Source organism: Merdimmobilis hominis, from assembly GCF_900104615.1.
GTDB lineage: Bacteria > Bacillota > Clostridia > Oscillospirales > Ruminococcaceae > Merdimmobilis > Merdimmobilis hominis.
In genome coordinates, this window is record NZ_LT629939.1 from 1,302,003 (window position 1) to 1,327,222 (window position 25,220).

The following is a 25,220-nucleotide window of genomic DNA, read 5'->3' on the forward strand; positions in this document are numbered from 1 at the left end:
TATACAGAATTTGATGTCTTGATATGTCGAAAATCATCGTAATGACCAAATTCTTCTAGAAGAGAAAGCCGTTTTGTGGGATAATGGGGACAAAGGACAGCTTGAGAAAGGAGTGGATACAATGATTCGGTTGGAGGTCTGGGGAGCTTACGCCTGCTTCAGCCGCCCGGAGCTGAAGGTGGAACGGGTCTCCTATGACGTGATGACCCCCTCCGCAGCGCGGGGGTTGGTGGAGGCCATCTACTACCACCCGGGCTTGCGGTGGATCATCGACAAGATTTATGTGCTCTCCCCCATCCGGTTTACCAACATCCGGCGCAATGAGGTCAAAAGCAAAGTGGTGTCCAGCGCGGCAAAAGGAGTCATGCAGGGGAATGGAAAACCCCTGTACCTGGCAGCCTCCCAGGACATCCAGCAGCGGGCCGCCATGGTGCTGCAAGACGTCCACTATGTGATTGAGGCCCATTTTGAGATGACCGACAAGGCCAGCCCCAGTGACAACCCAGGGAAATTCCAGGACATCATCCGCCGCCGGATGGAAAAGGGCCAGTGTTTTCACCAGCCCTATTTTGGATGCAGGGAGTTCCCCGCCCATTTCCGCAGCTGGGAAGGGGCCACTGTCCCCGCCATCGGGGAAACCAGAGACCTAGGGCTGATGCTCTACGATATGGACTATGCCGATCCGGCCAACATCACCCCCATCTTTTTCCGGGCCAAGCTGGAACAAGGGGTCTTGTCGCTGGATCACTGTGAGGTGTTCCGATGATTCTCCATGCGCTGACGCGCCATTATGAAGACCTGCTTTCCCTGGGCCGGATTCCCCGGCCAGGCTGGGGGACAGCAAAAGTCTCCTATGCCCTGGACCTGTCCCTGGAAGGGGAGATTCTCGCCTTGCTCCCTTTGAAGACAGAACAGCTCCGGGGGAAAAAGGCGGAGCTTCTCCCCCGCAAGATGGAAGTCCCCATGCCTGTGGGTCGTTCTGGTACAAAACCGAAAGCGAACTTTTTGTGCGACCACAGCGGCTATTTTCTCGGGGTGGACGGCAAGGGGAACCCCAAACGGGCCGGCGAGTGTTTTGCGGCCTGCAAGGCTCTTCATCTGGAGCTGCTGGAGGGCCTCCCCTCCCCGGCGGCCCAGGCGATCACCGGATTTTTCCGCCGATGGGACCCCCAGACGGCCTCCCAACACCCGGCCCTCGCCGAGAACTGGAAGGATCTGATGGCCGGGGACAACCTGGTTTTCTGGGTGGAAGGCCAGGAGGCACTTCGGGACCCGGAGATCCGCGCCGCGTGGCAATCCTATTATAACCGGGGCGGGGACGGCCCCACCATGTGCTGCCTGGTGACCGGGGAAACCGGCCCGGTGGAGCTGACCCACCCATTCATCAAAGGGGTGTGGGGGGCCCAGCCCAGCGGGGCGGCCCTCGTCTCCTTCAACGCCCCGGCCGACCGTTCCTACGGCCGGGAGCAAAACGCCAACGCCCCGGTGGGGGCCTATGCGGCCTTTGCCTACACCACCGCCCTCAACCACCTACTGGCCGACCGGGAGTATACCCAGACGGTGGGGGACACCACAGTAGTGTTCTGGGCTGAGGGCGGGGAACCCGCTTACCAAGAGGTTGGCATGGCCGCCTTGTATGGGGACAGCGACGCCATCACCCAGCAGGATTTAAGCCGCATCCTCCGGGCCGTGTCCGCGGGGGAATCCATCCAGTGGCAGGGGGCGGAACTAGACCCTCAAACCCGGTTTTACGTGCTGGGCCTCTCCCCCAACGAGGGCCGGCTGTCGGTGCGGTTTTTCTACCAAAACAGCTTCGGGGGGATGCTGCGCCACATTGAAGAGCACTATGAGCGGCTGGAAATCCAGCGGCCCGCCTTTGACCAGACAGAGAGGCTTCCCCTGTGGAAGCTGCTGGCCGAGACGGTCAACCAGAAATCCCGGGAGAAAACAGCCTCCCCCCAGATGGCAGGCGACCTTCTGCGGGCCATCCTCAGCGGGAGCCGGTACCCTTCTACCCTGCTCACCCTCACCGCCCTGCGCATCCGTGCGGAGCGGGAGGTGACCCGGGGCCGGGCCGCCATCTTAAAAGCATACTACCTGCGCAACCAAACGCCCGCCTGTCCAAAGGAGGTTTTGACGGTGGAACTCAATGAAAACAGCTCCTATCTCCCCTATGTTCTGGGGCGCCTGTTCTCGGTGCTGGAAGGGCTGCAAAACGCAGCCAACCCCGGCATCAACAGCACCATCAAGGATAAATACTTCAACTCTGCGGCCGCCACACCGGCGACCATCTTTCCGTTGCTGCTGAACCTTTCCGAAAAGCACCTGCGCAAACTGGGCACTGCCCAGAAGGTCTACTACAGCAAGCAGATCGGCGGTTTGGTGAAGCGGATACAAGAGACCTACCCCGCCCGGATGACCCTGCCGGAGCAAGGGGCATTCCAGCTGGGGTATTACCACCAGACCCAGAAGCGGTATACAAAAAAGGAGGAAATCGAAAATGTCTGAGCCCATCCAAAACCGGTATGATTTTGTCATTTTATTCGATGTGGAGAACGGCAACCCCAACGGCGACCCCGACGCAGGCAATATGCCCCGCATTGACCCCGAAAGCGGCTATGGGATTGTCACCGACGTATGCCTCAAACGCAAAATCCGCAATTATGTGGAGACGGTCAAAGAAGACACCCCTGGGTATCGCATTTATATCAAGGATCAGGTCCCCCTCAACCGCAGCGACAACGAGGCGCTAACCTATTTGGGGGTGACTGGGGATCTGAAAGCAGCGAAAAAGGCTGACCCCCAACTGGATGTGAAGATCCGGGACTTTATGTGTCAAAACTTCTTTGACATCCGTGCTTTCGGCGCAGTGATGACCACCTTTGTCAAAGGGGCCCTCAACTGTGGGCAGGTCCGCGGCCCGGTGCAGCTCAGCTTTGCCCGGTCGGTGGACCCTATCGTCCCCCAGGAGGTCACCATCACCCGAGTGGCCATCACCACTGAAAAGGATGCGGAGGGCAAAGGGACAGAGATGGGCCGCAAGTACATTGTCCCCTATGGGCTGTACCGGGCGGAAGGGTATATCTCCGCCAATTTGGCCCGCAAAACCACCGGTTTTTCCCAGGAGGATTTGGAACTTCTGTGGGAAGCCATTTTAAATCTGTTTGAGAACGATCACTCCGCCGCCCGGGGCAAAATGGCAGTCCGCGACTTGATTATCTTCCGCCACGATTGTGAACTTGGCAACGCCCCCTCCCACAAATTGTTTGATTTGGTGGAGGTCCGCCGAAAAGAAGAAGTCGCTGTAGCCCGGTGTTATGGCGATTATGAGGTGTCGGTTGCAGAAGAGGCATTGCCCGCCGGGGTCACCTGTATCCGAAAGGGGTAAAAGCGGTGGAAGAGGAGTATCTCCAGCTTTCCGGCATCCAGCATTTTGCCTTTTGCAGACGGCAGTGGGCACTGATCCATTTGGAGGGACAGTGGCAGGAGAATGAGCGGACAGCAAAAGGCCAAGTGTTCCATGAACGGTGCCATGATGAAACCGATAGGGAGTCGAGAGGGGATCTTCTTCTATTTCGTGGGATGCGGGTGGTTTCCCATCGCTTAAGGCTCAGCGGTGCATGCGATGTGGTGGAGTTTCATAGGGACCCGAATGGCATCCCCCTATCGGGTCACCCTGGAACCTGGTCGGCTGTGCCGATCGAATACAAAAGGGGGAGCAGCAAAGGGACAGATGTGGACCGGATACAGCTGTGCGCCCAAGCAATGGCTTTAGAGGAGATGTTGGTCTGTGGAATCACCCATGGCTATCTTTACTATGGGGAAACCCGCCGCAGGGAGCAGGTGGAGTTTACCTTGGAACTGCGCAACCAAGTGGAGTCGCTGGCCAAGGAGATGCAAGGATATGCACAGCGGGGATACACCCCCAAAGGGAGGTTGCAAAAGCATTGCAATGCCTGTTCTTTAAAAGACGTCTGTCTCCCCCAGCTGTCCCGAAGCCCCTCTGTTAGGGAGTATATCGAACAAAGGATGGAAGAACTTGTGTGATGTGCGAATCGGAAGCGGTCAGAGAACTCCTGAAGGGTTCGCACCAAATTGATGGAAAAAAGGAGGACACAAAGCGGAATTTTTTGGATTATATTCCATAAAAAGTAAAATCATACAAATGCAGCATATAAATGCTAAAATTAATAGAAATGTTTTGTGCAAAATTGCTGTCGCCCTCCGTGAGGAGGGCGTGGATTGAAATAAGATTTGGTGAAGATTTGGACGAGGGCGAACTTGTCGCCCTCCGTGAGGAGGGCGTGGATTGAAATCAAATATTGCTTCAGCAGCAGCCATCATTACCATGTCGCCCTCCGTGAGGAGGGCGTGGATTGAAATCCCCACCGAGGCGTATTTTGCCAAAGGCTGCTATGGTCGCCCTCCGTGAGGAGGGCGTGGATTGAAATGAAGGGGAATTCCAGCGGGCCAAGGCCCGGGGGGTCGCCCTCCGTGAGGAGGGCGTGGATTGAAATCGATTCGTGCGATGATTTTTGAAGGATAATATCGTCGCCCTCCGTGAGGAGGGCGTGGATTGAAATAGCTGGGCGCCCGCACCTATGTCCAAGCAACTGTCGCCCTCCGTGAGGAGGGCGTGGATTGAAATAGATAGTACACCCGCTTCTGGATGGACTAATAATTGTCGCCCTCCGTGAGGAGGGCGTGGATTGAAATTGGTTTGTTGAAATGAAGAAGGTCATCAAACTGAGTCGCCCTCCGTGAGGAGGGCGTGGATTGAAATAATAAGGACAGTGGGACGATTTGGTGTTTACTGGTCGCCCTCCGTGAGGAGGGCGTGGATTGAAATTACCCGAAGCCAGTGCTCATCCTCCCCCAGCTTCTGGTCGCCCTCCGTGAGGAGGGCGTGGATTGAAATCCATTATTATTTTACCACAAAACAATGCCTAAAGTCGCCCTCCGTGAGGAGGGCGTGGATTGAAATCCTGGCCGCCAGCCCTGGGGAGGGCCTTGCCCTCAGTCGCCCTCCGTGAGGAGGGCGTGGATTGAAATTATCCAACTAAAATCCAGTCATCTGCCACCAAGTGTCGCCCTCCGTGAGGAGGGCGTGGATTGAAATTCTCAATGACTTGGCCATCAACGAGTCGGTCACTTGTCGCCCTCCGTGAGGAGGGCGTGGATTGAAATCCCGCTGTCCCAGTAGTAGTGGAGGACGCCGGTTGTCGCCCTCCGTGAGGAGGGCGTGGATTGAAATCTGCGAAAGGTTTTTCTCGCTCTCAATCCAGCCCCCGTCGCCCTCCGTGAGGAGGGCGTGGATTGAAATTCCGCAGCATTTTGGCCTGGGAGTGGTACGACGACCGTCGCCCTCCGTGAGGAGGGCGTGGATTGAAATGCTGGCAGGATGGGATAGATAAGAAGGTGAACATCGTCGCCCTCCGTGAGGAGGGCGTGGATTGAAATACGACGGTATTCTTATCCTCCACATCCACATGTCGTCGCCCTCCGTGAGGAGGGCGTGGATTGAAATCAATTCATAGGCTTCTTGGCCAGTACTCTGCCACCGGTCGCCCTCCGTGAGGAGGGCGTGGATTGAAATAACCTGGACTATGATCTGGTGGCCGCCTTGGACCGGTCGCCCTCCGTGAGGAGGGCGTGGATTGAAATTTCCACCTACTCAGATGACCAGCAGGGTGCAACGGGTCGCCCTCCGTGAGGAGGGCGTGGATTGAAATACCGAGGCCATCGCCTTAATGCGCCGGCAGAAAAAGTCGCCCTCCGTGAGGAGGGCGTGGATTGAAATATCTCGGTGCTGGACATGCCAAAGACCTGGTTTAGGTCGCCCTCCGTGAGGAGGGCGTGGATTGAAATATCCAATGTCCCGGTATTACATTCTGCCAGATACGTCGCCCTCCGTGAGGAGGGCGTGGATTGAAATTTGATTGGGAACAAGGAATTAACCGCGATCTTAGTCGCCCTCCGTGAGGAGGGCGTGGATTGAAATAGCTCAAAGGACCAGTTGAGGCCGTACCAGATGAGTCGCCCTCCGTGAGGAGGGCGTGGATTGAAATATAAAAGAGAAGCTGGGCATTCAGTATTACGGGCGTCGCCTTCCGCGAGGAGGCAGTGTGGACGCTGCCTAGAAATCCGATTGGAAAGGGGAAGTTATGAAACACCTGCTCAATACCTTATATGTTTTGTCAGAGGATAGTTACCTTTCCCTCAATGGGGAGAACGTAGTGGTCTCCCAGGGGGAAAATCAATTGGGGCGGTTCCCCCTGCACACTTTAGAGAATATCCTTTGCTTCAGTTACAAAGGGGCAAGCCCTGCCCTGTTAGGTGCTTGTGTCAAACGGGGTATACATTTCTGCTTTTTTACCCCCAATGGACGGTTTTTAGCCCGGGTTTGCGGAGAGACATCGGGCAGTGTTCTCCTTCGCCAACAGCAATCCATCGCGTCTATGGACCCAGTGCAGACAGTGCGGTTTGCAAAAAATCTGCTGATGGGAAAAGTATACAATTCCAGATGGGTCTTAGAACGAGCGACAAGGGATCACCCCCAGCGGGTGCCAGTGGAAGCTTTAAAGGCTTCTTCCCGAAAATTACAAGGCACGTTGCTTCAGCTGCAAGACGCCGAAAGCCTCAATGAACTCATGGGCTTGGAAGGGGAAGCAGCCCAGACTTATTTTAGCAGGATGGATGCCTTGATTTTACAGCAAAAGGAGGCATTTTCTTTTTCAGGTCGCAGCCGGAGACCACCGATGGACCGAGTCAATGCCGCTTTATCCTTTGCCTATTCCCTATTGGCACACGAGTGCGCTTCAGCATTGGAAGGAGTTGGCTTGGATCCATATGTGGGGTTTCTGCACCGCCCTCGCCCGGGAAGGGCTTCCCTGGCGCTGGATTTGGAGGAGGAGCTCCGCAGTGTGTATGCAGATCGGTTTGTTCTCTCTTGCATCAACCGAAAGCAATTGCAGCCAGGGGATTTTGATATTCAAGAAAGTGGAGCTGTATTGCTTAATGATAAAGGGCGGCGGGCCTTCCTATCCGCTTGGCAGGAACGGCGAAAGGAGACCATTCGCCACCCGTTTTTGGGGGAGAAGATGGAGTGGGGATTGGTCCCCTCGGTTCAGGCAATGCTCCTCGCGAGAACTTTGCGCGGGGATTTGGAGGAATATCCGCCGTTTTTGTGGAAGTGAGGGGAGAATATGTTGGTTTTGGTGACCTATGATGTGAATACCCAGACCGCGGAAGGGCGCAGACGTCTTCGCAAAGTGGCAAAACTCTGTGTGGATTATGGGCAGAGGGTGCAAAATTCTGTGTTTGAATGCAGTCTGGACAATGCCCAATATGTCCGGTTTCAACACGCTTTGGAGGGGATGATTGACCTGGAGACCGACAGCCTTCGGTTTTATCAGTTGGGAAACTCCTATCAAAATAAGGTCGTGCACATTGGTACCCGTCCAGGCTATGACCCGGCGGGGATACTGATTTTATAGAAGGATTGTCCCACAAAGTGGAGGGCGTGGATTGGAATCCTCCGAACGGGCTCCGGTGCCGTTGCGCCGTTGTCGCCCTCTGGGAGGGGGCGTGGATTGAAATTTGGGCTTCCATACATATTTGACCGAAAGCGGCAAGTCGCCCTCCGCGAAGGGGGCGTGAGTTAAAACACCGGCCAGATGACAGCCTCCTCTGGGCTAGATTGCCGTTCCCATAACAGAATCTGAGCAGATTCCCAGCAGGGCCCTTCGTGGGAAATCTTCATGACACCCGTAAATCCCCTATTTGTCGCGGGGGTTTTATGGTATAATAGTTACAAGCAAAGCCTGTGGCGTTGGAAGAATTGTTTGCAGGGCGAAGCCCTTTGCGGCAGAGGCCGCATCGCAATTCTCACCGTTTGTGCAGACTTTATGGTATACTAGAGGTGGAAGGTTTGTGGCGCATACGGGCGGCCGCACCGGGCTTTTCCTTTGAGAAACAGCCTGCGAGAAGCCCCGGCCCACGGAAGTTTCCCAAAGAAGATAAGGCAGTGCTGCCGGCGGGCAGAGCCGCTCCCTTTTGGGGTGCAGGCCGACTTCCCCCCGGCGGGGACATCTTGCCGCGACGGCGTTTGGAAAGGGGTTTTCATCATGAAAAAAATAGGTTTTATCGGCGTGGGGGTCATGGGCAAATCCATGGTCCGCAATCTGATGAAAAATGGCTATGAACTCACCATCTACTCCCGCACCAAGGAAAAATGCCTGGATGTTATAGAAGAGGGCGCGGTTTGGTGTGATGACATCCGATCCTGTGTGGCAGGCCAGGATGTGATCATCACCATGGTCGGCTACCCCAAAGATGTGGAGGAAGTCTACTTTGGGGAGGGCGGCGTCATCGCCAATGCTAGGAAAGGCGCTTATCTCATCGACATGACCACCACCAGCCCCAAGCTGTCGGTCCGCATTTATAACGAAGCCAAGCGCAAGAGCGTTTTTGCACTGGATGCCCCAGTCTCCGGCGGGGATACCGGCGCAAAAAACGGCACCCTCTCCATTATGGTAGGCGGGGATAAAGAAGCGTTTGACGCCTGCCATCAGGTGTTTGAAACGATGGGCACCAATATCGTGTACGAAGGCGGCCCTGGCTGCGGCCAGCACACCAAGATGGCCAATCAGATTGCCCTTTCCGGCGTGGTGGCCAGTGTCTGTGAGGCCATTGCCTACGGCAAAAAGGTAGGTCTGGATGTGGATACCATGCTGGCCAGCATCAGCGCAGGTGCGGCGGGCAGCTGGCAGATGACCAACACCGCCCCCCGGATGCTGAAAAAGGATTATGCCCCTGGCTTCTTCATCAAGCACTACATCAAGGATATGAACATCGCCACCGAGGAAGCGGAAGATGTGGGGTTGGAGCTGCCCATCCTGAACGAGGTGCTGCGGCTATATGAGCGGATGGACGCTGAGGGCTTGGGCAACCTAGGCACCCAGGCGCTGATCAAAGAGTATGAGAAGGATGAGATTGCCGCTTCGATGAGCGAGCTCTTGTAACCGAAAATTACAGTGCAAAATGGGGGATCGCCGTTGGAAAAAGGTCCCCTTCTACAGGGAAAGGCCGCCGGTATTACCGGCGGCCTTTCCTTTTTTGGGATGGCAACCGGAATGAAATGCTGCCGGTTACCGCTCGCTGTGATACTTCAAAAACTCTTCTTCGGGATAAAAAATGAAATCGTCCACGTCCCCGGTGGCGTTCATCCAGCTTTCTATCTCAATGGAATCCTGCCACCGCTCCTCCTGGAGAAGGGGGCTTGGTTCCGGCCAGCTTTTGATTGGTTGTTTGGGTTTTTCCATAGGGTGAGGACCTCCTTTTTCAAATGGGGCGATTCTGCTGTTTTTCCCCGGGACACGCTGCCCAAGGGAAAACTCCTATCAGTATACGTATGTACGGGCAAAAAAATACGTGAATTTGGGGATATGCGTTGCTATTTTTTGTGGCAAATCGTATAATGAATAAGGCAAAAAATCGGTATTTTTCCTGGGAAATTCAACTGGAACAGCTCTGGAGCAGAGGCGGGCGCCCTGGTAGATGAGAAAAGGGCTTGTCCATCTGGCGGCCAGCGGATTTTCGATGAAACCCCCGGCTGAAGGCCACAGGAATGCACAATTTATTGAATTTTGGATAGAATATTACTTATTGTATATTTGTGACGGGAGGAATGGGTATGGATCCACGGGTCAAGGCGTTTATGGACAGCATGAAAGGCAAACGGGTGGACATGATCGGCGTGGGGGTCAGCCATCGGGAGCTGATCCCTCTTTTGGTGAGCAAGGGGGCAAAAGTGGCCCTCTGCGACCGAAAGACCCGGGAGCAGCTGGGCGAAACCGCCGATTGGCTGGAAAGCTTGGGCGTCCAGCTGAAGCTGGGCCCCGATTATCTCGACCGGCTGGATGGGGAGATCATCTTCCGCTCCCCAGGGATGAAGTACCTTACCCCCCAGCTGACTGCCGCCCGCCGGCGGGGCCAGGTGGTCACCAGCGAACTGGAGGTCTTTCTGGAGCTGTGCCCCTGCCCGGTGTACGGGGTGACCGGTTCCGACGGCAAGACCACCACCACTACCCTCATCGCTGAAATGCTGGAGAAGCAGGGCTTCACCGTCCACAAAGGGGGCAACATCGGCCGGGCGCTGCTGCCCATCCTGGAACAGGTCTCCCCCGATGACCGGGCGGTGGTGGAGCTCTCCAGCTTCCAGCTGATCTCCATGCGGTCCAGCCCCAAAGTGGCGGTGGTGACCAATGTGGCCCCCAACCATCTGGACGTCCACAAGGATATGGCGGAGTACATCGACGCCAAAAAGAACATCTTTGCCCACCAGACCGGGTTTTCCCGGACGGTGCTCAATTTAGACAATGAGATCACCGCCTCCTTCGGGGAGCTGACGAGGGGTGAGACCTTCTTCTTCACCCGGCGCAAAAAGCCGGAACAGGGAGCCTTTTTGGGGGAGGACGGCACCCTCACCATGGTATACCGGGGGGAGGAAATCCCCATTCTGCCCATGGGGGAGATCCGCATCCCCGGCCTGCACAACGTGGAAAACTATCTGGCGGCCATCAGCGCCGTGTGGGGGGAGGTCTCCCCGGAAGTGATCTGCCAGGTGGCCCGCACCTTCGGCGGGGTGGAGCACCGCATTGAGTTTGTCCGGGAGCTCTGCGGGGTGAAATGGTACAACGATTCCATCGCCACCAGCCCCACCCGAGCCATCGCCGGCCTCAACGCCTTTGACCAGAAGATGATCATCCTGGCCGGGGGCTACGATAAAAAAATCCCCTTTGAACCTCTGGCCCCAGTGATGGTGGAGAAGGTAAAACTGCTGATTTTGACTGGGGTCACCGCCCCCAAAATCGAGGCGGCGGTCCGGGCCTGCCCGGGGTTTGCCGCCAGCGGCATGGAGATCCGCCACGCCAAGGATCTGGCCGAGGCAGTCGCCATCGCCCATCGGGAGGCCAAGGCTGGGGATGTGGTCTCCCTCTCCCCCGCCTGCGCCAGTTTTGACAGCTACCCCAATTTTGAGGAGCGGGGCAAACACTTCAAAGCCTTGGTCCACGCTCTGTAGGGAGGAAATAAGGATATGAATACAACACAACTGCTGCTGGAACTCTCCGCCCTCACCGGGGTTTCCGGCCGGGAAGGCCCGGCGGCCCAGCGCTTAAAGGAACTGCTAACCCCTTATGGGAAGGTCAAGACCTCCCCTCTTGGCAGCATCTATGCCACTGTCCGGGAGCCTAAGGAGGGCGGGGCCCATGTCCTGCTGGCCGCCCATATGGATGAGATCGGCCTGGTGGTGACTTATATTGAGGAGAACGGCTTTTTGCGGGTGGCTCCGGTGGGCGGGGTGGACCGGCGGGTCATCACCGCATCGCCGGTGACCATCCACACCGAAAACGGCCCGGTCAAAGGGGTGGTGACCTCCATCCCGCCCCATCTGCAAAAGGGGGATGAAACCGACCTGCCCCGTGTGGAGGATGTCTTTGTGGACATCGGCTGCGATGGGGCGGAGGCCGCCCGCCGGGTGTGCCTGGGGGATCGGGCCACCATCGATGCCCAACCCCGGGAACTGCTGGGCGGCTTGGTCAGCGGCAAGGCCCTGGACAACCGGGCCTCCTGCGCCTGCGTCCTGAAAGCTTTGGAGCTGCTGCAAGGGGAGCCCCTCCCCTGCGGGCTGACGGTGGCTTTCACCACCCAGGAGGAAACCGGCGGGGTGGGCGCTAAGACGGTGGCCCACCTGGTAAACCCCACCCATGCGGTGGCTTTGGATGTCTCCTTCGGCCATACCCCCGACGCACCCCGCCACAAGTGCGGCGTCTTGGAGGGCGGCCCCATGATCGGCATTGCCCCCATCTTGGATTACCGCCTCTCCCGGAAGCTGGAGGAGATCGCCAAAGGGGAGAACATCCCCTTCCAGCTGGAGGTGATGAACGGTTCCACCGGCACCGACGCCGACTCCATCGCCGGGACGGGCTGCGGCATAAAAACTGCCCTTATTTCCATCCCTGAGCGGTACATGCACTCCCCTATTGAAGTGCTCTCCCCCCGGGATGTGGACCACACCGCCCAGCTGCTGGCGGCATTTTTGAAGGAGGTGCGGTAACATGCTGGAACTGCTACAAGAACTCAGCCTTCTGCCCGGCGTCTCCGGCCGGGAGGATTTGGTGCGGGAGCGGATCGCAAGGGAGGTTGCCCCCTATGCCCAGTGCAGAACCGACCCCTCCGGCAACTTGATCGCCTATAAAAAAGGCGCCCAAACCGGGGCGAAAACTGTCCTCTTTTCCGCCCACATGGATGAGGTGGGCTTTATTGTCACCTATATTGAGGAATCCGGCCTGCTGCGGTTTGCCGCCGTAGGGGGCATTGACACCCGGGTGGTGGTGGGCAAAAGCGTCCTTGTTGGGGACAGCGGCCTCTACGGGGTGATCGGCACCAAGGCCATCCACATGCAGTCGCCGGGGGAACGGGGCAAAGCCCCTTCTATGGATGATTTGTATATTGATATCGGCGCCTCCTCCAAAGAGGAAGCGGAAAAGGCGGTTCATCTGGGGGACCGGGCCAAATTTGCATCCTCCTTTGAACCCTTCGGCAAGGGGATGATCAAAGGCCCTGCCCTGGATGACCGGGCGGGCTGCGCTGTCCTCATCGAGCTGCTGAAAGAGGACCTGCCCTATGACATTGTCTGCGCTTTCACCGTCCAGGAGGAAACCAGCTGCCTGGGTGGGAGAACCGCCGCCTTTGGGGTGAACCCGGACATCGGGGTGATCCTGGAGGCCACCACTGCCTCGGATATCGCCGGGGTGGAGCCGGGCAAACAGGTGTGCCAGGTGGGCAGGGGGCCGGTGCTCTCCTTTATGGACAGGGGCACCATCTATGATTTTGATTTGTACTGTCAGGCTCTTGCCTGGGCTGGGGAGGCGGGAATCCCCTGCCAAACCAAGGCCGCAGTAGCGGGCGGCAACGAATCCAGGGCGGTCCAGTCGGCCGCAGGCGGTGCAAAGGTTCTGGGCCTCTCCCTGCCCTGCCGGTACCTCCATTCCCCTTCCTGTGTGCTTCAGATGGAGGATATAGAAAACGATTTGGCGCTGGTTCGCCTGCTGGCCCAGCGGCTGCCGGAATGATCCGCTTTTTAGAGGGGGAGCTTCTGCCCCAGTGGGAGGCGGCCTGCCGGCTGGAGCCGGTGTTTGGCGGCAAACTGGAGGCCCTCCTGGCGGTGTATGGGATGAACTCCCCCCACTGTGACTTCTGGGTGGCGCTGGATGGGGATGGCCTTCCCGCCGGCGGGGTGGGCCGGGAGGGGGATACCCTCACCCTGGCTCTTTCCCAGAGTGTGGACACAGAAGAGTTGACCCAGTTTCTCGCCGCGGTCGGCGGCAGCTGGGCGGAGGGGCGGGATCCCTACCTTTCCTCCCTTGCGGAAAGATGCGGCTGTGCCCCGCGCAGCGCCCCGCTGCTGGAATACCGGGGGCCTTCGCCTCCCTGGGCAGCCCGGGAGGCTGACCGCCTGACCGATGTTTACCGGCTGCTCTGCGCCAGCGACCCCAGCTTTGAGAAAAATGCCCCCTATGGGCCATGGCTCTGCGGGTTTTCCGCCCGGGTGCGGAGCGGACGGGCCGCCGCCTTCCTCTGCCAGGAAGGGGGCAAGCCGGTGAGCACCGCTTCGGTGTACCACCTGGGGGCTGGGTATGGGATGATTGGCTCGGTGGCCACCTTGCCGGCATACCGGGGGAAAGGGTATGCCTCCCAGGCGGTGCTGGCCGCCGCAGGTTGGGTGATGTGCCGGGGCGCCATCCCAGTGCTGCTGCCTGCTGGGGAGGAACTTCTCCCCTTTTACACCCACCTGGGTTTTTCCCCTTGGGGGGAAGCCGGGCAGTTCTTTTTTGCCCCAACAAAATAACTTGGAGGAAATATAGCGTGAACAATCCATTTTTTAAGATAGATGAGAGGATCTTAACCCTGGCGGGCCGCGCAGAGGAGCGCTGCCGCCCGGTATTTGAGGAGATTGACCGGCGGGCGGAATACAACGCCATGAAGGTGCTCTCCGCCTTTGGGGAACACCGGGTCAGCGAGAGCCACTTTGCCGGCTCCACCGGTTACGGGTACGGGGACATTGGGCGGGATACCTTAGACGCGGTCTTTGCCCAGATCGTCGGGGCGGAGGATGCCTTGGTCCGCCACAACTTTGTGTCCGGCACCCATGCCCTCACCACCGCCCTGTTTGGGGTGCTGCGGCCCGGGGATGTGCTGCTCTCCCTCACCGGCGCGCCTTATGACACCATGGAGGAGGTTATTGGCATCCGGGGAGAGGGCTCCGGTTCCCTCAAGGATTTCGGTGTCCACTACCGGCAGCTGGATCTGCTGCCCGACGGCACCCCCGATTACGCCGCCATCCCAGAGGCGGTCAAAGGGGTAAAAGTGGCCTACATACAGCGCTCCCGAGGGTATTCCTTGCGGGATTCCCTTTCCATCGCCCACATTGAGGAGATTGCCAAACTGGTGAAACAGGGCAATCCTGACGCCATCTTGATGGTGGACAACTGCTACGGCGAGTTTGTGGAGGATAAAGAGCCCACCCAGGTGGGGGCGGACCTGATCATGGGCTCCCTGATCAAAAACCCCGGTGGCGGCATCGCCCGCACCGGCGGCTACATCGCCGGCCGCAAAGACCTGGTGGAATTGTGTGCCTACCGGCTCACCTCCCCCGGCATCGGCAAAGAGGCTGGCTGCACTCTGGGGGAAAACCGGAATATGTACCTGGGCCTGTTCCACGCCCCCACGGTGGTGGCCAGCGCTTTGAAAACAGCGGTGTTTGCCGCCAGCTTATTCAGCCTGCTGGGCTATGAGGTGCTGCCCAAGTTTGATGGGCACCGCACCGATATCATTCAAACGGTCTGCCTAAAGGATGAGCCCTCTCTGACCGCCTTTTGCCAAGGCATCCAGAAGGGCTCTCCAGTGGATTCCTTTGTGGTTCCAGAGGCCTGGGACATGCCCGGCTATGAAAGCCAGGTGATCATGGCCGCGGGAGCCTTCACCATGGGCGCATCCATTGAACTTTCCGCCGACGCCCCTATCCGGGAGCCTTTCGCCGCTTGGCTCCAGGGCGGATTGACCTATCCTTCCGGAAAAATCGGGATTCTGCTGGCTGCCCAATCCATGCTGGAGGGCGGTTCCCTGACTTTAGTTTAGTTGACAATCCTGCAAAGGGGATGGTATAATCTTCTTTGCAGTTTTGCGGATATGGCGGAATTGGCAGACGCGCTAGATTTAGGCTCTAGTGGATCACTCCGTGCAGGTTCAAGTCCTGTTATCCGCACCAAAAATCCCGCCCTGGAGCCATTTTGCGCTCCGGGCGTTTTGCTTTGCCCAAGGTTTTCGCACGCGTCCAAAACAGGTCTAAACTGGCCACGAAGGCCAGCGGCGAGCCGCCCCAGACAAATTGCGCACCTCTTTTTGGGAGGTGCGTTTTGTTTTATACCACATTTAAAGCTGGCATCTTTTTATAAAAAGATAGGAAATGCTGCAAAAATTGGATCGTTTTATTGTACTGTAATAATAAATATCCGCACAAGTGCAGTAAAGATCTGTCAAAGGGGGGACCCGGCAGGAAGAAGTGAATGGTTCTTGCCAAAGGCCGGCGGTTCTATTGGAGAATAAGAACTTCTCCACCGGCAAAAGGGGGGGCGGAACCTTTTCAGGGAGAAAGATAAGGGGTGGTTTTATGAAACATATTTGCGATTTGTTGCTTTGCCTGGTTTTGTCGGCAAGCGTATGGGCCGGGGATGTTTTGCCTTGGGGGCAGGGCGATGGCCAAATGATTTCCAGCGTCCCCGAGGAGTTTGCCTCAGTCCTCTGGTGGCGGGCGGGGGGCTTTGCCGCCGCGGTCCAATACCTGGAAATGGATTGGCCGGGGGATGATGGCCGTGAGCAGAGGGTATCGGTCACCAGCTTGTCAGAAATCCAGGACGAGTTGGCCCAGGCAATTGAGGCGGGAGAACAGCCGCCCGCTTTTGACCTATCCGGTGTTCCGGAACAGGAGGGGGTTCCCCTCGCCGTCAAAAATCTTTACTATAGAATACTTTCCAATAATCCACGGTACAAATATGCTTATGATTTCAATGCAGAGGTTGACCCGGATGGCCTGCTGCGCTGCACAGTCTCCTATATGCCATACCGCACAGGGGACTACCCTGATGGGTTTTGCAGTGTGGAAGTAGACAGCTTAAGGAGTTTGATAAAGGTGGCCCGGGATGGGCTGGGGCAGGAGAATATCCCTATACGCATCACGAACCTTAGCCTGACGGTTGACGATATGAACAAGGCCCTTCAGCAGGTGGGCGGGGGGTATCTTTTCTGCCAGCTCAACCGGGATGGAACGGCTATAACAGTTGTCCCCCAGGGCGGGCTCACTTTGGGGGAAGCCCGGGCGCGGCTGGCAGAAATCGATGGGTTGGCGGAACAGGTTTTTCTGGAAACGGTAGCAGCGGGAATGAGCCAGGCAGAACAGGCAGAGGCTTTGTACACCTATCTCACACAGAATGTGGATTATGACTTCCGCTACTATTCCCACCCAGGGGAAATGCCCTATGAATCCACCACCGCCTACGGGGCTCTCCACAACAATCTAGCGATCTGCGGCGGGTATGCACAGGCGTTTCAAACGCTTTTGGAAAAGGCGGGGATTCCCTGCATTACGGTCAGCGGGAAAGCAGGCGGAGAGAACCACATGTGGAATATGGCCAGGATAGATGGCCGCTGGCTTTATTACGATCCCACCGGCGATCGGGGCAGGGCCGATTATGGTTTCCTTTACTGCGGCGTTGAAGGGGAAGCTTTGGACCGTCATACATGGGATGCAGATTGGTTCAACCGGCTCTCAGAAGCTCTATTTTCATTGTGATTGCAAGTGGCGGCAAAAGGAACTAGGCCGAGCAGACCCCCACCGGGTTTAGCCCTTTGCGCCGGGAAGCATCTCCGGTTGCGCTTGTTCCATTGGAGCGGTTTCTTTCTTGTGAGAAATATCTATGTCCGTTGGTGTCCTATTGTTCGAACTGCTATATCTTCCAACAATAAGTCTTTTCATTGCAGTTTTCCCTTAAATATAGTATAATGATTAATATAGAGAGACAAGTTGAGAAAAAATTAGTTAAAACAACAAAAGGGAGTGCAATTATGATGACCAAGCGTGAAAGGTTTATGAACTTTCTCCAAAACAAACCGGTAGACCGTGTTCCCGTCGCATTTTTCCACCACTTCTGCCCTACCAGCGAGTGGGGTACGGGTGTGGTGAACCAAGACGCCTTTGAGCGCAACATCATCGGCCACAAATATGCCAGAGAGAAATTCGATCCCGATGTGATCAAAGTCATGAACGACACCTTGATGATCATGCCTGTGGATGTCTCTCACGTAAAATGCGCCGCTGACCTGCGCAACGTGGAGGCCCCCTCTCTCAGTTCCGACTTCACCAAAAAGACCCTGGAACTGACCAAACGCACCTTGGAATTCTACAAAGATTCTGACGCCCCCACCTACGCCACCGGTTTCTCCCCCTCTATGGTGCTGCGCAAGAGCCTCTGCCCCGAGGCTTTTCAAGACACTGTCCTGCACAAATACATGGAGGAAGATCCCGACGCGGTGGCCGCTGCCATGAAGAACCTTGCCGAAGGCATCAGCGCCATCAACGAAGCGCTGATCAAGGAAGGCGGCGTGGAGGGCATCTACCTGAGCGTCAACAACCAGTGCAATTTCTTCCCCGATGAGTTCTATCTCAAATACATCGCCCCCTATGAGAAAGATGTTCTAAACAACGCCAACAAACTCAGCAACATCAACCTTCTCCATATCTGCGGATACCACGGCAGAACCAATAATCTTAACCTCTTCACCGACTTTGACGCCGCTGCGATCAACTTCGCCGTCTATGTGGAAGGGGTCAGCCTGAAAGACGGCAAAAAGCTCTTTGGCGGAAAGCCGGTATTCGGCGGGTATGCCCAAGATAAGACCATCTACACCGGTACCGAGCAGGAAGTCAAAGAATTTGCCTGGAAGATCCTGGATGAGTGCGGCCAGGTGGGCGTCATGCTGGGTGCGGACTGCACCGTTCCCAACGACATCGACGACACCCGTCTGGAGTGGGTCCGGCAGGCTGCCATTGAATATGCGGCTGCCCACTAAGCCCTCCCAAAACACTGTTTTACATGAAAAAGCCCGGCCCCCATGGGGCCGGGCTTTTTGCCGCTGCAAAGGATCTTTATTGCAAATGGCGGTTGAGCCAATCGGTGAGGACGAACAGGCGGCGCTGGCGGTGTTTGGGTTTACCGCTGCGGCTCAGCTCGTGGTTCTCCCCTTTGAACAGGTACATCTCGCTTTCCACCCCGTGGTATTTCAGGGCGGAGAACATCTGGAAGCCCTCAGTCAAGGGGCAGTTGTAATCTTCCAGGGCGTGGATAAACAAGGTGGGGGTTACCACATCCGGGGCGTATTTCACCGGTGCGTGTTCCCAAAGCAACTCCACATCGCTCCAGGGAGTGGCGCAGAACTGCTCTGGATCGAAGGTGTAGCCGATGCAGGAGACGCCAAAGTCGCTGATAGGGTTGCAGAAGGACCGCTGGGAGACCGCCGCGGCGAACCGCTTGGTGTGGCCGATGATCCAGTTGGTCATATAGCCGCCGTAGCTGCCGCCGATGACCCCCAGGCGCCCCGGATCCATCTGGGGATAGAGGGCCAAGACATGGTCGGTAAACTCCATGAAATCGGGGAAGTCATACTCACCCCAATGGCCCCGCAGGTCGGCAAATTCCGCCCCCCGGCCGTCGCTGCCCCGGGGATTGCACAGGAATACAAAGTAGCCCATGCCGGCGAGGACCTGCATCTCATGGACAAACAACTCGCCCCAGGCGACACAGGGGCCGCCGTGCATCGAGAGGACGCCAGGGTAGGTTTTATTGGGGTCGAAGTCCACCGGCTTGATGACCCAGCCGTCGATTTTGACGCCGGAGGAGTTGGTAAAGCCCGCGTACTCCGGCAGGGAGACGGCTTTGTTTTTCAAAGCAGCCTCGTTGAGACAGGTCAGCTGGCGGTATTCCTTGCCGTCATAGAGGTAAAGCTCCTGGAGCTTGCCGTTTTCCATGGCTACAAAGAGGATCTTCTCCCCCTTGACGCTGACATTTTCAATGGCCCCGGCAAACTCTGGCAGTTTCTCCTTGTTTCCAGCCTTGTCCAGCAGGTTCATCCCCACCCGGCTTCCCTCGGTGGTTAAATAGAGGAGTTTGCCCTGGTATTCTCCCGTGGGGGAACCGCCGCCGAACCGGCAGTCGGTGGAGACGTTGCAGCCGATGGTGTAGTCGTTTTCGGCGATCTTCTTCACCGTGAGGGTGGCAAGGTCGCAGGTGAAAAGGTCATCTTTTTGGCTGCTGCCGTGTTTGTCGCACAGGCTGGCGGAGAAGAAGAGGGTCTCCCCCACCATCTGGAGCTTGCCGATGCGGTATTCGCCTTCCGGCAGGATAGTTTTGGTGGTCTGGGAGGGGATGTCATAGAGGTAAAGGCCCTTCTGCCGGGGTTTCAGCTGGGTGTAGGAACAGCCGGAATAAGCCACCTGTTTTTTGTCCGGGGTGAGGACATAGGCGCCCACGGTGAAGGGCCATTGGGTAATGGGCCGGGCTTCGCCGGTTTTCTCCTCCAGTAGGAACAGGGCGTCCCGGTGGCCGCTCACATAGCCGACGCCGTTGTCCCACAAGGGGAGCTCGCTGACCGGGATGTAATCCTCCTCATCTTTCTTCTGGGCGGCGGAAAGCCCTTCCTTCTGGTTGTGGTTTACATCCGCCAGCACCAGATAGGTTTTGCCAGGTTCCACCGGGGTGATGCCTAGAACCGGGTGAGGGAAATGGAAGGCAGGGGAGGTTGTGCCGTCAGCCACCGAGAGCCGCTCAAAATCGGCGCCCTCCTTGGCCTTTTTGCCACAGAGCAGCACCCCGTCGGAATCCCACACAAAAGAGGAAGCCTTACCGGTGCGGGTCAGCTGGGAGACCGCCCCGGTGGCGAGGTCGGCCAGGTACAGATTGCCCTGGTAGCGGTTGAGGTGGGCGTTTTGCTTGTTCACCAAGAAGACCGCCTGGTCGCGCCAGGGGGAACAGCTTGGCCGGGAGAGAAACCGATACTCCAAAAGATCGGCCATTTCGATTTTTTTCACAGGTAATACCTCCTTGTTTTGATTGCCGCAACAACAGAATAAAAATACATAGTTGTATTATAGCCTACCCCCCGTTTCCCCGCAAGTAAAAACTGAAACAAAAACCTTTCCAATCCGCTGGAATGTTTGGCAATTATGCAAAAATATCTGAATAAATAGCGTATAAATGTTATTTTTATTCATTTTTGGCTTGACATTGACAGGCCCCGGCGGTATCATTTAAGAATAGTTCGATCACTGCCAAAGGAGTGTTTTCCATGTTAAAATATGCAGCTAAGCGGCTGGGGATGGGCCTTGTGACCCTCTTTGTTCTGGCCACGGCCACCTTCTTTTTAATGAAGGCGATCCCCGGCTCCCCCTTCGGCGCCGAGGTCTCCCAAATGTCCGCCGCCGCGGTGGAAAAATTGTATGAGAAGTATGACTTGGACAAATCTATCCCCGAACAATATGTCATCTACATCAAAAACGTGCTGCACAACGACTTTGGCGAGTCGATGACCCGCAAGGGGATCAGCGTCAACTCCATCATCGCCAAGGCACTGCCGATCACCGCCAAACTGGGCGGGGTGGCCTTTGTCTTCTCCATGGTCACCGGCATTGTGCTGGGCATCATCGCCGCGTTGTCCAAGCGACAATGGGTGCAAAACTCGGTGATGATCTTCGCCACAGTGGGGGTCAGCGTGCCCAGCTTCCTGTATGCGCTGATGCTGATGACGGTGTTTGGGGTCATTCTTCAATGGCTGCCTTTCATCGGCCTAAAGACGCCGCTCCACTACATCCTGCCGGCCTTTTCCCTCTCCCTCTACCCCATCTCCATGGTGGCCCGTCTGGTGCGCAGCAGCATGACCGAGGCCATGAAGCAGGATTACATGGTTTTAGCCAAGAGCAAGGGGACCTCCCCCATCAAGCTGATTGTAAAACACGCCCTGAAAAACTGCCTCATCCCGGTGGTGACCTACGCCGGACCCCTGGTGGCTTATCTGATGACCGGCAGCTTTGTCATCGAAAGCATCTTCTCCATCCCCGGCCTGGGCGGCGAGTTTGTCACCAGCGTCACCAACCGGGATTACCCGCTGATTATGGCGCTGACCATCTTCTTCGGCGCCTTCATCATCTTCACCAACCTGGTGAGCGACCTGCTGACCGCCATGATTGACCCCCGCATCAAACTGGAAAAGAGGAAAGCCGCATGAACAACCTGGAACTCAAGGATATGGAGTGGACCGAAGACCTGTTTGAACCGCTGGACAGCAGCGAGCAGAACAGTGAATTTATCGCCATGGAGAGCAAGACCTTCCTCCAGGATTCCTGGAACCGCTTCAAGAAGAATAAACTGGCGCTGGTGGGCCTGGTGTTCCTGGTGCTGATGATTTTAATGGCAATTTTTGTCCCCATGTTCTCCAAATACAGCTACGATCAGATGGATATGACCGCCCTCAATCAGCTGCCCAGCGCCCAACACTGGTTCGGCACCGATAAATTTGGCCGGGATATCTTTGTCCGGGTCATGTACGGCGCCCGCATCTCGTTGGCGGTGGGCTTCTCCGCGGCCATCATCTGCCTGTTTATCGGGGTGGTGTACGGAGGCATCTCCGGGTATGTGGGAGGCAAGGTGGACATGGTCATGATGCGCATCGTGGACATCATCTACGCCATCCCTTCCCTTCTGTACGTCATCTTCATCATGCTCATCTTCGGCTCCAATGTGTGGAGCATCCTCATGGGCATCTGTGTTTCCTCCTGGGTGGGCATGGCCCGTTTGGTGCGCAGCCAGGTTCTCTCTTTAAAAGAACAGGAGTTTGCCTTGGCCGCCTATGTGCTGGGGGCCAGCACCAGCCGTATCCTGTTTAAGCACCTGATTTTAAACTGCATTGGGGCCATCATCGTCAACGTCACCCTGATGGTGCCCTCGGCCATCTTCACCGAGGCGTTCCTCAGTTTTGTGGGCATCGGCATCAGCGCCCCTGCCTCCAGCTGGGGCACTTTGGCCAATGAGGCCCGGGGCCTCATCGAAAGCAACCCCATCCAGATCATCTGGCCGGTGGGGGCCATCTGCCTGACCATGCTCTCGCTGAACTTCATCGGCGACGGTGTCGGCGAGGCGCTGGACCCCAAGAAAAAGTAGGAGGCGCGCTATGAGTTTGTTGGAAGTCAACCATCTGACGACCCAGTTCACCACCGAACAGGGCCAGGTACAGGCGGTGCGGGACGTGAGTTTCTCGCTGGAAAAAGGCGAAATATTGGGTATCGTCGGCGAATCGGGCAGCGGCAAGAGCCAAGCCATGTACTCGGTCATGGGCCTTTTGGCCTCCAACGGTAGGGTGACCGAGGGCAGCATCCGGTTCAACGGGACCGAGATCGCCCCCCAGCACTTCGCCGGCGGCATGAAGGAATACGAAGCCCATATGCGAAAGATCCGGGGCAACGAGATCTCGATGATCTTCCAGGACCCCATGTCCTTTTTGAACCCGGTTTTGAATATTGAGACCCAACTGGTAGAGCCGCTGCTGAACCACCAGCACCTTTCCCGCCAAGAGGCGCGGCAAAAGGCCATTGAGCTGCTCACCAAGGTCGGCATCCCCTCGCCGGAGGCCCGGCTGAAGCAGTATCCCCATGAGTTTTCCGGCGGCATGCGCCAGCGGATCATCATCGCCATCGCCTTGGCCTGCAACCCCAAACTGATCATCGCCGATGAACCCACCACCGCCCTGGATGTGACCATCCAGGCCAAGATTTTGCAGCTGATCAAATCCCTGCAGGAGCAGATGGATTCCAGCGTCATCCTCATTACCCACGACCTGGGGGTGGTGGCCAACATCTGCCACCGGGTTATCATCCTCTACGGCGGCAAGATCATGGAGAGCGGCACCATCGACGAAATTTTCTACGATCCCAGGCATCCTTACACCATCGGCCTTTTGGGCTGCGTCAACAACCCGGAAAAAGACCAGGAACTCCACCCCATCCCCGGGTCCCCGCCCGACCTGTTGCAGCCCCCGGCGGGCTGTCCCTTTGTGGACCGGTGTGAAAAGGCCATGAAGATCTGCAAGCGGATGCCCCCGCCGGTATCCACCCTGTCGCCCACCCACAGCTGCAGCTGCTGGCTGGAGGCTAAGAAGGAGGTTTTGAAATGAGCGAGCCCATTTTGCAGGTGGAACATCTAAAAACCTATTTTGCCACCGGCGGCCGCTTCGGCAAACACCCGGTGGTCAAGGCGGTCAACGACGTCTCCTTCTCCATCGGCCACCACGAAACTTTGGGCCTGGTGGGGGAATCCGGTTGCGGCAAATCCACCCTGGGCCGGACCATCGTTAAGATCAACCAGCCCACCGGCGGCAAGATCTACTTTGAAGGCAAGGACATCACCTCATTGAAGGGCAAGGAGTTGAAGGACTTCCGCCGGGATGTGCAGATGATCTTCCAGGACCCCTACGCCTCCCTGAACTCCCGCATGACGGTGGGGGAGATCATTCGGGAACCCATGGAGATCCACGGCCTTTACGGCTCCACCAAGGAGAGGGATGAAAAGGTCTGCCAGTTGCTCGAAACGGTGGGCCTCAAGCCGGACCACATCCGGCGGTACCCCCATGAATTCTCCGGCGGCCAACGCCAGCGGATCTGCATCTCCCGCGCCTTGGCCTTGAATCCGAAATTCATCATCTGCGACGAGCCCATCTCGGCTTTGGACGTCTCCATCCAGGCCCAGATCATCAACCTGCTGCAAAAAATCCAGGAGGATACCGGGATCTCCTACCTGTTTATCGCCCACGACCTGGGGGCGGTGAAACACATTTCCCACCGCATCGGGGTTATGTACCTGGGCAGCCTGGTGGAGCTGGGGGACAGCGACGAGCTGTACCACAACCCCAAACACCCCTACACCCAGGCATTGCTTCAATCCATCCCCATTCCCGATCCCAAGGTGGAGCGGGCCAAGAAGCCGGTGGAGATCTCCGGCGAACTGCCCAGCCCCCTCAACCTGCCCAGCGGTTGCGCCTTCCGCACCCGCTGCCCTCATGCCTGCGAACGCTGCGCCAAAGAGACGCCCCAGCTGCGGGATGTGGACGGCCGCCAGGTTGCCTGCTTCCTCTACAAATAAGGATAGAAAAATTCCCTGCCAGCGGGCAGGGAATTTTTTTACATGTCGATTCCTACCTGAAAGAAAAATGGGGTGGATATGCAAATAATACAGGCATATACTAATATTTATTCATAAAACCCTTGACAATCCAAAAAATCAGGCTTATTATTGTATTATTATTTGAGATTACTGTATATTCTTTGGAGGTGTATTATGAAAAAGAAATGGATAGCCCTGCTGTTGGCAGGTGTCTTGGCCCTTACGCCGGTTCTCAGCGGCTGTTCCTCCGGAGATGGAGAAAGCAGTTCCAGCGCTTCTGGAGAGGCTCCGGCTCAGGAATTGACGGTGGCTGTCGCTTCCCAGATTTTTACCCTGGACCCCGCCCTCAACTCCACTACCCACCTGAACCATCCTATTTTTGCCGCCAACCCAACCCTCTTTTATAAAAATGAAAAGGGCGAGTTGGTCAACGACCTGTGCAAGGAGTATACCATCAGTGACGATGGCCTGACCTATACCTTTACCCTTATTGACGGGGTGAAGTGGAGCGATGGACAGCCGTTGACCGCCAACGATTTTGTCTACGGCATCAAGCGGGCCATCGGCTACGGCCCCGACAACACCTTTAACGCATCCAACCTGACCAACTTTGTCAAAGGTGCAGCCGCAGCCAACGAGTCCATGCTGGATGTAGCACAGATGGACAATGTAGGCGTCTATGCCCCCGATGACAAAACTTTGGTTATTGAGCTTTCTACTCCCTGCCCCTACTTCCTGTCCGTCACCGAGGCCGGTGTGTTTATGCCCCTTCGCCCCGACTTTGCCAAGGAGCATGAAAGCACCTGGTCCCTCCAGCCCGGTTACCCCACTGTGGGCGCTTTCCAGCTGGAATCGGTCAACGAGAACGAGCAGGCCACTTTTGTAAAAAACCCCAGC

21 protein-coding genes, 1 tRNA gene and 1 CRISPR repeat array are annotated in these 25,220 nt (G+C 56.7%); of the genes, 20 read left to right on the forward strand and 2 right to left on the reverse strand.

The genetic code is table 11. The features are described 5' to 3' along the window. Positions 1-121 precede the first annotated feature (121 nt). The 7 genes from cas5c (at position 122) to BQ5353_RS06360 (ending at position 9,023) form a co-directional block, all read left to right on the forward strand. Positions 122-766 carry a type I-C CRISPR-associated protein Cas5c gene (gene cas5c, locus BQ5353_RS06330; protein ID WP_071427505.1) on the forward strand — a complete coding sequence of 215 codons (645 nt, stop codon included), beginning with the start codon at positions 122-124 and terminating at the stop codon, positions 764-766. Beyond that, the gene (gene cas8c, locus BQ5353_RS06335; RefSeq protein ID WP_071427506.1) at positions 763-2,508 is read left to right on the forward strand and encodes a type I-C CRISPR-associated protein Cas8c/Csd1; all 1,746 of its coding nucleotides are present in this window, start codon (positions 763-765) and stop codon (positions 2,506-2,508) included. The genes cas5c and cas8c overlap by 4 nt, the downstream gene beginning before the upstream one ends. Further along, positions 2,501-3,388 (forward strand): type I-C CRISPR-associated protein Cas7/Csd2, encoded by an 888-nt coding sequence (cas7c, locus tag BQ5353_RS06340; protein WP_071427507.1) that lies wholly within the window; start codon positions 2,501-2,503, stop codon positions 3,386-3,388. Before cas8c ends, cas7c begins: the two co-directional genes overlap by 8 nt. A 5-nt stretch (positions 3,389-3,393) precedes the next feature. Then, positions 3,394-4,047, forward strand: a complete 654-nt coding sequence (gene cas4 / locus BQ5353_RS06345; protein ID WP_054331905.1) for a CRISPR-associated protein Cas4 — start codon at positions 3,394-3,396, stop codon at positions 4,045-4,047. 169 nt (positions 4,048-4,216) lie between these two features. Further along, a CRISPR array of direct repeats spans positions 4,217-6,068; the repeat unit is 33 nt; unit sequence GTCGCCCTCCGTGAGGAGGGCGTGGATTGAAAT. Between the two features lie 96 nt (positions 6,069-6,164). Further along, complete coding sequence (gene cas1c / locus BQ5353_RS06350) at positions 6,165-7,196, forward strand: type I-C CRISPR-associated endonuclease Cas1c (protein ID WP_071427508.1); 1,032 nt, start codon at positions 6,165-6,167, stop codon at positions 7,194-7,196. A 9-nt stretch (positions 7,197-7,205) separates the two neighbouring features. Continuing rightward, complete coding sequence (gene cas2 / locus BQ5353_RS06355) at positions 7,206-7,496, forward strand: CRISPR-associated endonuclease Cas2 (protein ID WP_054331904.1); 291 nt, start codon at positions 7,206-7,208, stop codon at positions 7,494-7,496. A gap of 630 nt (positions 7,497-8,126) precedes the next feature. Further along, positions 8,127-9,023 (forward strand): NAD(P)-dependent oxidoreductase, encoded by an 897-nt coding sequence (locus BQ5353_RS06360; RefSeq protein ID WP_071427509.1) that lies wholly within the window; start codon positions 8,127-8,129, stop codon positions 9,021-9,023. A 126-nt stretch (positions 9,024-9,149) separates the two neighbouring features. Here the strand turns inward: BQ5353_RS06360 and BQ5353_RS12895 are convergent, their stop codons facing one another. Further along, positions 9,150-9,323, reverse strand: coding sequence for a hypothetical protein (locus tag BQ5353_RS12895; protein WP_153801628.1), 174 nt, complete (start codon positions 9,321-9,323; stop codon positions 9,150-9,152). Between the two features lie 371 nt (positions 9,324-9,694). Between BQ5353_RS12895 and murD the strand changes: the two genes are divergently transcribed. The 8 genes from murD to BQ5353_RS06400 all read left to right on the forward strand — a co-directional run bounded on the left by murD (position 9,695) and on the right by BQ5353_RS06400 (position 18,189). Then, positions 9,695-11,083, forward strand: a complete 1,389-nt coding sequence (gene murD, locus BQ5353_RS06365; protein ID WP_054331903.1) for a UDP-N-acetylmuramoyl-L-alanine--D-glutamate ligase — start codon at positions 9,695-9,697, stop codon at positions 11,081-11,083. 15 nt (positions 11,084-11,098) lie between these two features. After that, positions 11,099-12,118 (forward strand): M42 family metallopeptidase, encoded by a 1,020-nt coding sequence (locus BQ5353_RS06370; protein WP_054331902.1) that lies wholly within the window; start codon positions 11,099-11,101, stop codon positions 12,116-12,118. Between the two features lies 1 nt (position 12,119). Continuing rightward, on the forward strand, positions 12,120-13,136 hold the full coding sequence (locus tag BQ5353_RS06375) for a M42 family metallopeptidase (RefSeq protein ID WP_054331901.1): 1,017 nt from the start codon (positions 12,120-12,122) through the stop codon (positions 13,134-13,136). Then, a complete protein-coding gene (locus tag BQ5353_RS06380; protein ID WP_071427510.1) occupies positions 13,133-13,912 on the forward strand; it encodes a GNAT family N-acetyltransferase in 780 nt (259 codons plus the stop codon). The genes BQ5353_RS06375 and BQ5353_RS06380 overlap by 4 nt, the downstream gene beginning before the upstream one ends. Positions 13,913-13,929: 17 nt before the next feature. Continuing rightward, complete coding sequence (locus tag BQ5353_RS06385; RefSeq protein ID WP_071427511.1) at positions 13,930-15,201, forward strand: methionine gamma-lyase family protein; 1,272 nt, start codon at positions 13,930-13,932, stop codon at positions 15,199-15,201. A 45-nt stretch (positions 15,202-15,246) separates the two neighbouring features. After that, positions 15,247-15,331 (forward strand) — tRNA-Leu (locus BQ5353_RS06390). 495 nt (positions 15,332-15,826) lie between these two features. Then, a complete protein-coding gene (locus tag BQ5353_RS06395; RefSeq protein WP_161802864.1) occupies positions 15,827-16,912 on the forward strand; it encodes a transglutaminase domain-containing protein in 1,086 nt (361 codons plus the stop codon). Positions 16,913-17,184: 272 nt separating this feature from the next. Next, the gene (locus BQ5353_RS06400; protein ID WP_231357929.1) at positions 17,185-18,189 is read left to right on the forward strand and encodes a uroporphyrinogen decarboxylase family protein; all 1,005 of its coding nucleotides are present in this window, start codon (positions 17,185-17,187) and stop codon (positions 18,187-18,189) included. A gap of 76 nt (positions 18,190-18,265) precedes the next feature. On the opposite strand, the gene BQ5353_RS13305 is transcribed toward BQ5353_RS06400, so the two are convergent. Then, positions 18,266-20,203, reverse strand: a complete 1,938-nt coding sequence (locus BQ5353_RS13305; protein ID WP_071427512.1) for an alpha/beta hydrolase family protein — start codon at positions 20,201-20,203, stop codon at positions 18,266-18,268. Positions 20,204-20,460: 257 nt separating this feature from the next. Between BQ5353_RS13305 and BQ5353_RS06410 the strand changes: the two genes are divergently transcribed. From BQ5353_RS06410 to BQ5353_RS06430, 5 genes are all read left to right on the forward strand, one after another. Continuing rightward, complete coding sequence (locus BQ5353_RS06410; protein ID WP_054331898.1) at positions 20,461-21,396, forward strand: ABC transporter permease; 936 nt, start codon at positions 20,461-20,463, stop codon at positions 21,394-21,396. Then, positions 21,393-22,328: an ABC transporter permease gene (locus BQ5353_RS06415; protein WP_083386429.1), complete on the forward strand. Its 936-nt coding sequence runs from the start codon at positions 21,393-21,395 to the stop codon at positions 22,326-22,328. Before BQ5353_RS06410 ends, BQ5353_RS06415 begins: the two co-directional genes overlap by 4 nt. 10 nt (positions 22,329-22,338) lie before the next feature. Further along, positions 22,339-23,337, forward strand: a complete 999-nt coding sequence (locus tag BQ5353_RS06420) for an ABC transporter ATP-binding protein (RefSeq protein WP_054331897.1) — start codon at positions 22,339-22,341, stop codon at positions 23,335-23,337. Further along, positions 23,334-24,302, forward strand: a complete 969-nt coding sequence (locus BQ5353_RS06425) for an ABC transporter ATP-binding protein (RefSeq protein WP_054331896.1) — start codon at positions 23,334-23,336, stop codon at positions 24,300-24,302. Before BQ5353_RS06420 ends, BQ5353_RS06425 begins: the two co-directional genes overlap by 4 nt. 195 nt (positions 24,303-24,497) lie before the next feature. After that, positions 24,498-25,220: ABC transporter substrate-binding protein (locus BQ5353_RS06430; protein ID WP_233424501.1), on the forward strand; the 723-nt coding region annotated here is incomplete at its 3' end.